The sequence below is a fragment of the Shewanella sp. DAU305 genome, assembly GCF_026802235.1.
Lineage (GTDB): Bacteria > Pseudomonadota > Gammaproteobacteria > Enterobacterales > Shewanellaceae > Shewanella > Shewanella baltica.
The window spans coordinates 3,498,792-3,512,418 of the sequence record NZ_CP113808.1; the positions used below are offsets into that span (position 1 = coordinate 3,498,792).

13 protein-coding genes are annotated in these 13,627 nt (G+C 46.4%); 5 read left to right on the plus strand and 8 right to left on the minus strand.

The genetic code is table 11. The annotated features are described in order from the left end of the window. Positions 1-184: 184 nt before the first annotated feature. The 3 genes from OX890_RS14780 to OX890_RS14790 all read left to right on the plus strand — a co-directional run bounded on the left by OX890_RS14780 (position 185) and on the right by OX890_RS14790 (position 2,960). Entirely contained in the window at positions 185-1,648 is a 1,464-nt protein-coding gene (locus OX890_RS14780; RefSeq protein ID WP_006087427.1) for a carbon starvation CstA family protein, read from the plus strand. 178 nt (positions 1,649-1,826) lie between these two features. Beyond that, on the plus strand, positions 1,827-2,210 hold the full coding sequence (locus OX890_RS14785; protein WP_011846505.1) for a VF530 family DNA-binding protein: 384 nt from the start codon (positions 1,827-1,829) through the stop codon (positions 2,208-2,210). Positions 2,211-2,501: 291 nt separating this feature from the next. Next, positions 2,502-2,960, plus strand: a complete 459-nt coding sequence (locus OX890_RS14790; protein WP_006087425.1) for a FlxA-like family protein — start codon at positions 2,502-2,504, stop codon at positions 2,958-2,960. A 95-nt stretch (positions 2,961-3,055) separates the two neighbouring features. On the opposite strand, the gene OX890_RS14795 is transcribed toward OX890_RS14790, so the two are convergent. From OX890_RS14795 to OX890_RS14825, 7 genes are all read right to left on the minus strand, one after another. Continuing rightward, the gene (locus OX890_RS14795; RefSeq protein ID WP_268649460.1) at positions 3,056-4,033 is read right to left on the minus strand and encodes a hypothetical protein; all 978 of its coding nucleotides are present in this window, start codon (positions 4,031-4,033) and stop codon (positions 3,056-3,058) included. 57 nt (positions 4,034-4,090) lie between these two features. Next, entirely contained in the window at positions 4,091-4,705 is a 615-nt protein-coding gene (ribA, locus tag OX890_RS14800; protein ID WP_006087423.1) for a GTP cyclohydrolase II, read from the minus strand. A gap of 273 nt (positions 4,706-4,978) precedes the next feature. Continuing rightward, complete coding sequence (locus OX890_RS14805; RefSeq protein ID WP_006081182.1) at positions 4,979-5,335, minus strand: YibL family ribosome-associated protein; 357 nt, start codon at positions 5,333-5,335, stop codon at positions 4,979-4,981. A gap of 114 nt (positions 5,336-5,449) precedes the next feature. Continuing rightward, positions 5,450-5,911, minus strand: a complete 462-nt coding sequence (gene nrdG, locus OX890_RS14810; protein WP_037391580.1) for an anaerobic ribonucleoside-triphosphate reductase-activating protein — start codon at positions 5,909-5,911, stop codon at positions 5,450-5,452. 127 nt (positions 5,912-6,038) lie between these two features. Continuing rightward, positions 6,039-8,156 carry an anaerobic ribonucleoside-triphosphate reductase gene (gene nrdD / locus OX890_RS14815; protein ID WP_107947078.1) on the minus strand — a complete coding sequence of 706 codons (2,118 nt, stop codon included), beginning with the start codon at positions 8,154-8,156 and terminating at the stop codon, positions 6,039-6,041. Positions 8,157-8,415: 259 nt separating this feature from the next. Beyond that, entirely contained in the window at positions 8,416-9,105 is a 690-nt protein-coding gene (locus tag OX890_RS14820) for a hypothetical protein (protein ID WP_107947077.1), read from the minus strand. Between the two features lie 120 nt (positions 9,106-9,225). Then, positions 9,226-9,744, minus strand: a complete 519-nt coding sequence (locus tag OX890_RS14825) for a MarR family winged helix-turn-helix transcriptional regulator (RefSeq protein ID WP_107947076.1) — start codon at positions 9,742-9,744, stop codon at positions 9,226-9,228. A 147-nt stretch (positions 9,745-9,891) separates the two neighbouring features. On the opposite strand from OX890_RS14825, the gene OX890_RS14830 reads away from it, so the two are divergent. Then, the gene (locus tag OX890_RS14830) at positions 9,892-10,905 is read left to right on the plus strand and encodes an NADP-dependent oxidoreductase (RefSeq protein ID WP_268649461.1); all 1,014 of its coding nucleotides are present in this window, start codon (positions 9,892-9,894) and stop codon (positions 10,903-10,905) included. Between the two features lie 130 nt (positions 10,906-11,035). Here the strand turns inward: OX890_RS14830 and rssA are convergent, their stop codons facing one another. Continuing rightward, complete coding sequence (rssA, locus tag OX890_RS14835; protein ID WP_107947074.1) at positions 11,036-11,983, minus strand: patatin-like phospholipase RssA; 948 nt, start codon at positions 11,981-11,983, stop codon at positions 11,036-11,038. Between the two features lie 249 nt (positions 11,984-12,232). Between rssA and OX890_RS14840 the strand changes: the two genes are divergently transcribed. Further along, a complete protein-coding gene (locus OX890_RS14840) occupies positions 12,233-13,588 on the plus strand; it encodes a DEAD/DEAH box helicase (RefSeq protein ID WP_006081175.1) in 1,356 nt (451 codons plus the stop codon). Positions 13,589-13,627 lie beyond the last annotated feature (39 nt).

The window sequence follows — 13,627 nt, forward strand, 5'->3', positions numbered from 1 at the left end:
CCATCTTAGCGGGTATTTTTAGTCACAAGATGGCCAACAACACCCGTCGTTAACATACGATTGCAACCACTCAAGCCCACCTATTACCGCTCACCCTGCATTTTCGACCACTCATTGAGATTGCGAAGTTTTATATCAACAACTTGTTTACACTCGCCAGAACTCAAATGGGGAGATAACAAAAATGATGTGGTTCCTACTCTGTGTCGGTCTGCTGATCGGCGGCTACTTTATCTATGGCGCCTTTGTCGAGAAAGTCTTCGGCATTAACGCTAATCGTCAAACACCCGCTTTCGCTCAAACTGATGGCGTCGACTTTGTGCCTATGTCTAAAGGCAAAGTCTATTTAATTCAATTATTGAACATCGCAGGCGTAGGCCCAATCTTTGGTCCTATCTTAGGTGCGCTCTATGGTCCTGCGGCCATGTTGTGGATTGTGGTTGGCTGTATCTTTGCGGGTGCCGTGCATGACTACTTCTCTGGCATGTTGTCAGTACGCAACGGTGGCCAATCTGTGCCAAACCTTGCGGGTAAATATTTAGGAAAGAGTGCCAAACACTTCATGAACGTGTTTGCTATTGTGCTGTTATTGCTGGTTGGTGTGGTCTTTATCTCTGCGCCTGCAGGTTTACTGGGCAAGCTTACCGGTTGGGACGTCAGTATCTTCGTCGGCATTATCTTCGTCTACTACCTGATCGCAACTGTGGTGCCAGTCGATAAAATTATCGGTCGTCTGTACCCCTTCTTTGGCGCTTTACTGTTCTTCATGTCGTTCGGTCTGGCTTTCGCGATTATCCTATCAAGCGAGCACACCTTACTGCCTAACGTACAAGCGGGCGATTTCTTCCAAAACTTAAATCCAAATGACATGCCACTTTGGCCTGCGCTATTCATCACCATCGCCTGTGGCGCGGTATCAGGTTTCCATGCAACGCAATCACCATTAATGGCACGCTGCGTTGAAAACGAAACCAATGGTCGCTTCGTCTTCTTTGGCGCCATGATTGGCGAAGGCATTATTGCACTGCTTTGGTGTGCGATTGCATTGTCATACTTCGGCGGTGTGGAAGGCTTAAGTGCGGGTATGTCAGGCAACCCTGCCAACGTGGTCTATGAAGCTTCTACTGGTCTGTTAGGCGCTGTCGGTGGCTTTATGGCTATCCTAGGTGTAATTATCCTGCCGATTACTTCAGGTGATACGGCTTTCCGCTCTGCGCGTTTGATTCTGGCTGAATTTTTCAACATGCCACAAATCTCACTGCCAAAACGCTTAGTGTTAGCTCTCCCACTGTTTGTTATCGGCGGTATGTTGACTCAAGTGGATTTTGGTGTCATTTGGCGCTACTTCGGTGTGGCAAACCAAACCACCGCGGTATTAATGCTGTGGACGGCTTCGGCTTACCTGTTACGCCATAACAAACTGCATTGGATTGCGACTATTCCAGCGATGTTTATGACCACAGTGGTCATCACCTTCCTGCTGAACTCGTCAACCTTAGGTGCAGGCTTACCGATGACGGTATCAACCATAGCAGGCGTCGTCACCACCTTAGTGATTACAGCGCTGTTGATTGTTAAAACCAAAGGTAAAGGTGAGATTGATTTACCGGTAGAAACTGAGCTTAAAGAAACAGTCAAAGACTCATAAAACAGTCCGAATGACCAAGCTAAAACAGGCGCTTTATTGCGCCTGTTTTGATCATACGCTCCATCAATAATAGCTGTCGCAGGTTTACGCTAGCAAGGTATTCAGGCTTGACTCGATACCATTACACACTGTATCAGGCATACAAAACTGCTATACTCCCGCCATAGCACACTGCAACATGCATAATATGAATCAATCGAATAACCCGCTCCACGGCATTAAACTGGAAACGATCATCACTTACTTAGTCGAGAAATACGGCTGGGAAGAATTAGGTGAGCGGATTAACATCCGCTGTTTTACTCACGATCCCAGCATCAAATCCAGTTTACGTTTTTTAAGAAAAACAGAGTGGGCGCGGGATAAAGTCGAATATCTTTATTTAAGAGCCAACAAATTACCGTTACCGCCACCTAAAGCCGAAGCGAGCCAAGCCGCTAAAAAGCCTGCGGCAAAAATCGCGACTAAAAAGCCCACTCAAACCGCTCCCGAAAAGCCGGCTAAAAGCGATAAACCCAGCTCAGATGGCACAGTAAATAGCCATATTTGGGGCAATAATTAATCCTCGCCTCTGCTGCCATAAAACGTAAACAGCCCTAGCATAAGGGCTGTACTATCGTGATTAACCTGCTGTGAATCAATTTTCACTAATCTATTTGTACTCACCTACAGCCTTAATCTATTTGTGCTAATCTATTGGCGGCTAATAGCGCTAACAAATAGTTTGTGAACCAATAGCTTGTACTCTTTTTAGCTGAGCAACCAAAATTGACTTCAGTTTTCAAATCTATGGCCGATACCGACTGTTATAGTGACTTGAGTATCAACGCAGTTTGCATCAATGGAGTGTTAAATGAACATTAATGGAATAAACAGTAGCGCAACTGGCTCTGCTTTCACCGCCATATCAAGCGCATATATCGCAGCGACACCAGCCGCAACACAAACAGCGAATAGTGAGTCCGCTGACTCACAAGATAGCCAAGACACTGTCTCCATTTCTAATGCGGGCCGCGCAGCTTTATCCGCAGATGTGGGCGCAACCTTAAGAGACAAAGCCTCAGCCAAAAAGAATGAAGTCGACAATGCCTCATCAGAAGAACCCATGACGTTAATTGATCAGCAGATCCAAAAAATAAAAGAGCAAATCAAGGCACTCCAAGAAATGTTGGCCAAGCTTGAAAATGATGACTCAGAGACCGCAGATCAGCAACGTAAGATGATCCAAGAACAAATAATGCAGCTGAGTAGTCAGATAGCAACCTTGACTGAGAAGAAGATGCGCGAAGCCCAAAAAAAGGAATCGGCTTAAATTAAGCGGTGATGATACTGCGCTAAGCTAACCCATGTTCACAACATCGACATGTTCGAGCGGTTTACATATTCAAGCCGTCTAGTTGACCCTACTTAGATGGGAAAACTGAACATCAAACGCCAAATGTTCAATCCATCACCACGGCGATAGCTGAATCCAATACGATCAACACCCAGCAATTCGCCCCCAAGGGGCTTAGAAAACGCGAGGGAAAAACCAGCCTCATAACTGCCTGAAACTATGGTATCTTGCTCTATCTCGCTGATAAATCTGAGCTCATTGAAATACCAATAACCCACAGCAAAGATCCTTGGTTGCACCTGCAGATCCCACCATTGCCACCGCGGCGCTAATCCTAAATCAACGCCAGTTTGTAACACCGCAAATTGATCGGCAAACTTGCCATAGTGCTCACTGTACCCAGCGAAACGTAATCTCGACACCCACACCGCATCTTGCCCAGCTAGGGTAAAATCATACAAGCTACTGATCCCAGAGGCGATAATGGCAACGTTATCGTTTTTATCGAAGTTAGTACCAAAACCGATATCTAAATACCCTTCCATTCGAGTGTTTTCGCTCGCCTGCCAGTGATGCTCAAAACCTGGGGTAATGGTCATAGTGCCTATCGACGACGGTAACTCGCCTTCGGTGATATCTTTGGCTAAATAATCAAAAAAGCCAAAGGAGATAGGTAAACGTAACCAAGTCTGGCTTCCGCTATCTTTCTTTAAATCAAAACTTAACGGAATACTGACCACGGTCGCATTTTGGTTGGCGGCGCGGTAAACCCCTGTGCCGAGATAACTACCAAAGGCATAAACAGAATTGGGATTACTGCTCGACTCTATCGGATTGCTGCCATTGGCATTACTGCTAGGCAGATGACTGATAGAAACAGGATCAACAGACACGCCAGCATCATTTGCTTGAGATGCAGATGTAAGTGTCGCAGGTGTAAACGTATTGGCGGGGGATACACTATTGGCGAAAACGGTAGGAACCATGCTCAGTAATACTAAGCAAGTTAACGACAAACATAATGGCAACCGACTGAAAAAATGGCTCAATTGACTTAAACCTTACTCATTTCTGACTCAATCGGTCGACCCATCATAAATACAAAGCTACTTATTTTCATCCATAAAATGATATTCAGACATCATGTGTCCAAGCTCAGTGGATTTGGTTTTTAAGTAGGCTTCGTTGTAACGATTCTTACCAACTTGCAGCGGTACGCGCTCAACCACTTCGATGCCAAACTCCTTCATCGCTTTCACTTTACGAGGGTTATTGGTCATCAAACGCACATGCTTCACGCCTATCTGTTCCAGCATAGGTTTGATCATGTCGTATTTACGCATATCGGCTTCGAAGCCCAGTTGCTCGTTGGCTTCAACTGTGTTGGCACCTTTATCTTGCAGCTCGTAGGCGCGGATTTTATTCAACAAACCAATGCCACGGCCTTCTTGGCGCAAATAGAGGATAAAGCCACTGCCCGTTTCCGCAATATTTTGCATCGCCGCTTGTAACTGGAAACCACAGTCACAACGCAAGCTAAATAACGCATCGCCAGTTAAACACTCGGAATGAATTCGACCCAACACAGGTTCATCCGCACTGAGCGTACCGAATGTGAGCGCAACATGCTCTTTGCCTGATTCTGTATCTTCAAAACCATGCATGGCAAACACGCCCCAAGGAGTGGGTAACTTTGACGTCGCGACATATTTTATCGACATACTTAACCTTAACGACAACTCTCATTCCATGAGACGAATAAGATCCCTAGAAACAAACGAGGATTAGGCACTTAGCCAACTAAGCGCACTATTCTAAAGTGTTTTTGAACAATCAAGAAATACTTTAGTGTTTTAATCAACTAAACCAAACATGAATGTCATTTTCGATGGGCAGCACGAAGGAATGGATTAAAACGAAGCTGTGCTTAAAGTACTAGGCGCACAAACACGCGATCGACACTCGATCCCGTGTCAGTGACAGCCTAACCCACATTAAAATTTTGCGGGCGCGTATCCAGTGACTTCCTTTAGCCCCATTTCACGGCCGATAGCCGTCATAGGGTGGATCACCACAAGACCTTTGACAGACTTTTTCAGTTTGCCCATGTCCGCTTGTTCATCTTTAGTCAAAGCGCGATGGAAAGACAAACCTTTGATATCTGAACCTTGCTTATTCAATAAGCGGGTTTGTTGGCCTTTCACACTGCCAATTTGCTTAGTGACTGCAGCGATTTCGCGCTTGAACTGGGCAATAATGACGTCATCGCCTCTTTGTTCAGCCGCAGCAAGTTTACGACGAAATTTATCTAATTTATCGTTAAGCTGCTGCAGTTCTTGCTTTAAATTCATTCTGTTACCTTAAATTACCTAAGTTAGCCACAGTAAAATCTTAGCCTGATTATGCTAGCGTCTGTGTCAAGGCCTGAGATTATAGCAGCAAGTTACAGATCCTCGTTACCGCTTTTATAACAAACGAATGATCTGATTGCTGCTACCGCGAAATACGAGACTTGGATCGGCAAGACTTTGTTCAAATTTCCCATCCACCAGCACATCAATATAGGCCAACACGGCGCGCTGTTCATCACTCAACTCATCGAGCACATAACCCGTCCACAGCCAAATATCTTTCCCCTTACACTCTGCCTTGACTCGTTTGACGAGCGCCAAAATGGCACTGAGATTGACGGGCAATAAAGGATCGCCCCCCGAGAGCGACAAACCACGGCGTACAATTCGCTGATCATTGAGATCGGCAATCATCCTATCTTCCATCGTCCTATCAAACACATGCCCAGAACGGGGATCCCAAGTACTTTGATTGTAACAACCACGGCACTGGTGCTCGCAGCCAGAGACAAACAAGGTCGCACGCGTACCAGGGCCATTGACCACATCGATAGGGAAATATTGATGGTAATTCATTGGTAGTACTTCATAGTGCATTTCATCTTTTAACATTTAGTGCATTTCATCTTTTAACATTGGGACTTATCCCATGGCACCATTGATGCCACGGAATAAGTCTAACAAGCAGAATAAAATAATAGTGTTACAAGTGTTTGATCCTACGTTTTACTTCTTCCTGTTTACCATAATTAAAGGGCCGCGCATCTGGGCTGCCTAAGTAACCGCAGACTCGGCGCGTCACTGACACCCGACTTGGCTCATGGTTACCGCACTTAGGACAAGTGAACCCTTTACTGGTACAGCTAAATTCGCCAGTAAAGCCACAGTCGTAGCATTCATCAATTGGCGTGTTAGTGCCATAGTAAGGCACGCGGCTATAACTATAATCCCACACGTTTTCCAGCGCTTCGAGGTTATGCTGCATGTTCGGATATTCGCCATAACAAATAAAGCCACCGTTAGCGATAGCGGGATATGGCTGTTCAAAATCGATTTTATCGTAAGGATTTACGCTTTTTTCCACATCAAGGTGGAAACTATTCGTGTAATAGCCCTTGTCCGTCACACCTGTGACTAGGCCAAATTGCTTCGCATCCAGTTTACAAAAACGGCTGCAGAGACTCTCACTTGGCGTGCTATACAGACTAAAGCCATAACCTGTTTCAGCCTTCCACGCATCCGTGGCGGCTTTAAGATAGGCAACAATAGCGACGGCTTTGTCCCTTAATTGTGCATCGTCAAATACATGGGTTTGGGTGCCATAGAGTGCATTCATGGTTTCATGCAGGCCAATGTAACCGAGTGAAATCGACGCGCGACCATTTTTAAAGATTTGAGAAACATCATCATCGGCGCGCAAGCGCACGCCACAGGCCCCTTCCATATACAGGATTGGTGCCACGCGGGCTTTGACGCCATTGAGTCGCTCGATACGAGTATCCAGCGCTTTACGAGCTAAGACTAATCTGTCATCTAAAATACGATAAAATTCAGCTTCATCGCCCTTCGCTTCCAAGGCAATCCGCGGCAAGTTTAAGCTCACTACTCCGAGATTATTGCGCCCTTCATGCACGAGCTCGCCATTTTCCTCGTAGGTGCCTAAAAAGCTGCGGCAACCCATTGGAGTTTTAAATGAACCTGTGACTTTCTCGACTTGCTCGTAATTGAGAATGTCGGGATACATGCGCATAGTTGCGCATTTGAGTGCCATCTGTTTGACATCGTAATTGCAATCGCCAGTCTTGTGATTAATGCCATCGCGAATCGCAAACACTAACTTAGGGAAAACTGCCGTCTTGCGATTTTTACCTAATCCCGCCATCCGTACTTTCAGCATAGATTGCTGAATTAAGCGGGATTCCCATGATGTGCCTAAACCAAAGCCAAAGGTAACGAACGGTGTTTGGCCATTGGCGGTATGCAAGGTATTAACCTCATATTCCAAAGACTGAAATGCATCGTGACATTCTTTTTCAGTTTGCGCCGTGGCAAAGGCTTTGGCGTCGGTGATCTGCCAATTCAGGGCGATTTGGTAGTGCTTGTCGTAGCTCTTAGCGACAAATGGCGCCAACACTTCGTCGATGCGATTGATGGTCGTGCCGCCATAAATATGGCTCGCCACTTGGGCAATGATCTGTGCGGTGACGGCTGTCGCCGTTGAGATAGACTTAGGAGTTTCGATTTCAGCATTGCCCATTTTAAAGCCATGGGTCAACATGCCGGCCAAATCAATCAGCATGCAGTTAAACATCGGGAAAAATGGCGAGTAATCTAAGTCGTGGTAGTGGATCTCCCCCGCTTCATGGGCAGCAACCACATCCTTTGGCAAGATATGACTCTTGGCATAATGTTTAGCGACTATGCCTGCGAGCAAATCCCGCTGAGTTGGGATAACTTTCGAATCTTTATTGGCATTTTCATTGAGTAAAGCCGCATTGCTTTGCTCGACTAAACCACGGATTTCGAGGTTTAGTTTACTGGTCGCTTCACGGCACACATCTCGGTCGTGACGGTATTCGATATAAACCCGCGCCAAGGACTTATACGGCCCTTCCATCAGTAAATTCTCAACCGCATCCTGCAGATGATGGATATCGACTTCGGTTAAGGTCGCGACGCTTTGACTGATACACGCTGCCACTGTCGCTGCATAGTCGCCATCCTCTATTCCAACTGAGTTTGCAGCGGCATTCACTGCATCCCGTATCCTTGTTTCATCAAAAGGTGTGCGGCAACCATCACGCTTAATTACGACTGGCATTGTTCAGTTCCTCTCCATCTCGCCTAAAAATTAACACTACATCTAGTGATTTTAAAAGCATAAAACACAATATGTAGAGCATTAGGCTACAACGACGGTGAGGCGTCCATGATCCAGATCATAGTTTTTAGGATGAAATAAAAGAACAAACCAGAACTGCAGCTAGGCCCAATTATCTGAAAATTGCGCCTTGACCTGCTGATTAAACCCAGCTAGTTGATGCCTGAAATCAGTGATGATCAGGCTCCATAACTCAAGATTAACGCTTCGCGAGTGCAAGATAACTACTGAGTTGGCCTGATGCCGACTGATGCGAGCCCATAGACGAAGCGAGTTGCATCATAGATTTAAGCCCCTGCCATTGCTGTTTTTGGGCATCCGTTAGCGGTGGCTCAGAATTTAAATAATCCGTTAATTGGCCAAGGACTTTGGTGGCTTTTTGGGCGAGCACTGGCGACTGAGCATCATCCATATTGGTCAAAACGTTTTTCGCATCGACCAAAGTATTAATCAGGGGGTTATTCGGTGATTTTTTGGCTAATGATTTGAGCTCATCATCTAAGAAATCTTGCAGCGACTGCTTACTCGGCGTGGTTGTGCTCGGAACTGTAATACCGTTTTTTGATAAACGGTCGAGTTGCACGTCCGATAAAATGCCGTCTCTTTGTAAACGTGACACTAATGCGGGAATATCGGCGACACCAAATTTGCCATCAGCAAAAAAATCCTTTGCCATCGACTGAATTTTCTGTGCACGTTGCGCCCGTGGCGACAGCGCTATCTCATCGGCTTTACCCGCGTCGGGTTTAGCGGCATCCGTCTGAGTTTTCTTGGTCTCAGTGGTCGCATCGGTTTTAGCCGTACTCGTCTTTTGGCTATTGGCACCATAGGCATCGGCGATACTGGTACTGCTGCGATTAAGATTGAAGGCATTTAAAATAGAATTCATCGTCAAAAATTCGGCGTCTAAGACTCAATGACGGTTTTAAAGCAAAAACTAAGCCAATCAAGTATTAATCTATGCAGAGCCTGAATTCTCGGGTAGCGAACAGCACCCGTAGGTTTATCTCTAGGACTGTAAATCTTCAATAAGGGCAAGACATTGCCGCCTCAGTAAATCGAGTGCCTCGGCATCCATCTGCACTTTATTTAGCAAGGTTTGCTTTAAGGCTAGGGCTTCATGCTTAATCGCCTCTCCCTGAGCAGTCAGAGTGATCAATTTTTTCCGCTCATCTTCAACGCAGGCCAAACGCGTGATCAAGCCTTTTACCTCTAACCGCTTAACAATAGGCGTTAGCGTCCCCATATCGAGCTTAGTCGCCGCCGATAGCTGGGTTTGACTACAGCCATTTTGACGCCAAAGGGTTTGCATCACCAGATATTGAGGAAAAGTTAACTCGTATGCCTCGAGTAAAGGCCGATAAGCGCGCACTAAGGCATTGCTCGCAGAATATAACGCGAAGCACACATTATCAGATAAACACAGTGCATCACTTGGCGCTAGGCTTTGTGACTCTGGGTTTTGTAGCTCTGGGTTTTGACTCTGCTCTGTAGATCCGAGCTCTGGGTGAGATAAACAATTTTGCACGTTTAAGCGCCTGTCATTCAAACATAGCGCTATCTTATCCGATCCGCCCCATCGCATCTAGTTTGCGCGCAAAGTATTTGCATTGTGTCATGAAGCCACGTACAGTTGACGCAGTTAGTTTGCGCACAAACAAAAGGTTAATTTTTTATGAATAGCACTATTACCGAAACCCGTGAAATCCATTTAGCCAGTCGCCCTGAAGGCATGCCTACGGCAGAGAACTTTACTTTAGTAAATGAACCCTTAGCACCGCTCGCCGATGGCCAAGTGTTGATTAAAAACCTGTGGATGTCGGTCGACCCTTATATGCGTGGCCGCATGGTAGATCGTAAGAGTTATGTTCCGCCCTTCGCCTTAAATCAAGTCTTAGAAGGCGGCGCGATTGGTGAAGTTATCGCGTCTAAAAACAGTGATTTCCCAGTAGGCACTAAAGTCAGCAGTATGTTAGGTTGGCGCGAGCACGCTGTCACTGACACGGCTGGACTGACCGCTCTGCCGCAAACCGAATTAGACTGCTCACATTTTCTCGGCGTGCTGGGTATGCCCGGCATGACAGCGTGGACGGGACTGACTCGCATCGCAGATTTAAAAGCGGGTGAAACCCTGTTTGTTTCTGCCGCATCAGGCGCAGTTGGCAGTGTTGCTTGCCAGATTGGTAAACTGATGGGGGCTCGCGTAATCGCCTCTGTGGGTTCAGATGAAAAAGCGGCATTGCTGCAAAGCTATGGTGTTGATGCCATCATCAATTACAAAACCTGTGGCAATCTCACCCAAGCGCTCACAAAGGCCGCGCCAGAAGGGATTGATGTGTACTTTGAAAACGTCGGTGGCGAGCATTTAGCCGCAGCGCTGAGCAATATGAAAGATCACGGTCGTATCGCCGTTTGCGGTATGATTTCGCAATACAACGACACAGCGCCAACACCTGGTCCCGACAACTTGGCTCTGATAGTGATGCGTAAACTTAAGTTAGAAGGTTTTATCGTATCCGAACATTGGGCGCATTATCCTGAATTTGCCGCTAAAATGGCTCAATGGTTAGCTGAAGGTAAAGTAAAAGCTGAACAAACCATTTATCAAGGGCTTGAACAAGCACCTGATGCCTTTATCGGTCTGTTTGAAGGTAAGAATCGCGGTAAAATGTTGGTGAAATTAGCGTAACTCGCCATCAAAGCGACATAAATGCTCAGTTTTAGATAGCAAGACTCAGTTTTAGAGAGCAAAAAGTCGGTATAACGCGAGTTGTACCGACTGTTTCTATTTGATAGTCAACTGTTTATCTTTTAACGGATTAGCCCTTCCACATCGCAGCTTCAATCAAGTGGGCCACCTTTTCAACGGCAGCCTCGCCAGCGGCAATCGCCTCATCGGCACGGTGAAACTCCATAGTGCCGATATTGCCGACCTCAGGCACAATACAAATATCTGGCGGATCGCCCATCAAGCGCGCCCGTTTATGTCTTTGCTCTAAAATGCCCATAGATTGCGACATTACAGCGATCATGCCTGGATTTGATTTAGTGCCAAGTGAAAACTTATCGGTCAGATTGCTAACATAATCTCGGCCACGGGCAAACAAATCCATAAATCCAGTTTCTTGTCGCGCAGGCATATCCATTTCAGCTTCAACGTTTTTTTGGCTCGTCATGCTCACCGGCAATACTTGGATGCGACCAGAATGATAACCATATAAATCCACGGCTATCACCACATCAACGCCCATGGCACGGCTAACAGAAACAGGCACTGGATTCACCACAGCACCATCGACAAGCCAGCGGTCACCTTGTCTCACGGGCGCCAAAATCCCCGGCATAGAGCAAGAAGCCCGCACCGCTTGACGTAAATCCCCTTCAGTAAACCAAATCTCCTGCCCGGAGTACAAGTCGGTCGCAACCGCCGCAAAGGGACGATTGAGGTTCTCAATATTCACATCCCCTATTCGAGCTTGCAGCACATCAAATACTTTATCACCGCCGATAAGACCGCCTTTACGCCATCGAATGTCCATCAAGCCAAGCACGTCCCAGCTAGAGAAACTCCGCACCCATTCTTCTAATTCAGGTAAATGGTCATGGGCGTACGCGGCGCCCACTAAAGCGCCCACCGAACATCCCGCAACTTTATCGGGTTTGATCCCCATGGCGGCAAGACCATTCAACACGCCAATGTGCGCCCAACCTTTCGCAGCGCCACTGCCCAAGGCAATACCAACCGAAGGGGTTGTTCCGTTAGCCATAAATCATTCTCCTGTTACTCAATCCACTACACGATAACGTAAAATCCTTTCATATCCACTGTCAATTGGTGAAGCTAAGGCAATTAAGTACTTGTAACATCGATGTAAACAAATGCCGGCAACTAAGTGTAAATGACACACTTTCGCGATAAATCCATGCGTGAAGCAGAGATAATCATCGATGTGGATAGCTGAGTTAGGGCGATTAAGGCTATAATCTGCCCTTACTAAGATTTAGGGGATATACCTTTGCAATTTACCGATTTTTCTCTGGACCAGCGTCTGCTTCAAAGCATAAAACATATGGGGATCACAGAACCCACCGCCATCCAGGAACAAGCACTGCCTATCGCATTGGCAGGTAAAGATTTAATGGCGTCATCAAAAACGGGCTCAGGTAAAACCTTAGCGTTTTTGTTACCCGCATTGCAAAGAGTCATTTCTACCCGCTCACTGTCAAAACGCGATCCTAGAGTATTGATTTTATTACCGACCCGCGAACTAGCACATCAAGTGTATAGTCAGCTTCGCCTGCTGGTCGCCAACACCCAATACAAGGCCATCAGCGTTCTGGGCGGTGAAAACTTTAACGATCAAGCTAAAGCCCTAGCGAAAGAGCCGCATTTCATTGTCGCGACGCCAGGTCGTATCGCCGATCATTTAGAGCAAAAACATCTATTCCTAAATGGCTTAGAATTACTCGTGCTCGATGAAGCCGACCGCATGTTAGATTTAGGCTTTGCCCCGCAGTTAAAAGCCATCAACGATGCTGCCGATCATAAACGTCGTCAAACGCTGATGTTTTCTGCAACATTAGATCATGACGAAATCAATGATATCGCGGCAACGCTGTTAAAAAATCCAGCGCACGTAGCGATTGGCGCGGCTCACTCTGAGCATAACGACATTCACCAACGCATCTTCTTATGTGACCACTTAGACCATAAAGAAGCGTTATTAGCGCGTTTGCTCAAAGATGAAACCCATAAGCAAGTGATCATCTTTACCGCGACACGCCCAGATACAGAACGCTTAGCCGCTAAATTAATTGAGCAAGGTTTTGCAACCGCAGCACTCAGCGGTGATTTAAAGCAAGCCGCACGCAACCAAATCATGGACCAATTTGCCCGTGGCCAACAACAAGTCCTAGTGACGACCGATGTCGCCTCTCGTGGCCTTGATTTGCTCAATGTGTCCTTAGTTGTTAACTTCGACATGCCTAAATTTGCCGAAGAATACGTGCATCGTATCGGCCGTACTGGCCGTGCTGGGGCAAAAGGTGATGCGATATCGCTCGTCGGACCTAAAGATTGGGACAACTTTAAGAAAGTCCAAGTCTTCCTTAGAAAGACCTTTGAGATCAGTACGATTCCAGGTCTAGAAGCTAAATTTAGTGGTCTAAAAAGCAAAGCCAAACAGACACCAGCAAAACGTGTTGCTAAAGCCGAGCTTGCTAAAGGTAAGAGCAAAAGAACTAAAGCAGCCACACCTGCGCCTTCACGGGATAAGCGTTTTATCACGGGCGTGGACATTGGCGATGCACCAATGCGTAAAAAGCCTGCTGCGGCGAAATTACTGCAAGACAATGATACAGAAGAAGTTTAGAACAAATTAAAGCATACATGCCGGTGGATTTAACATCAG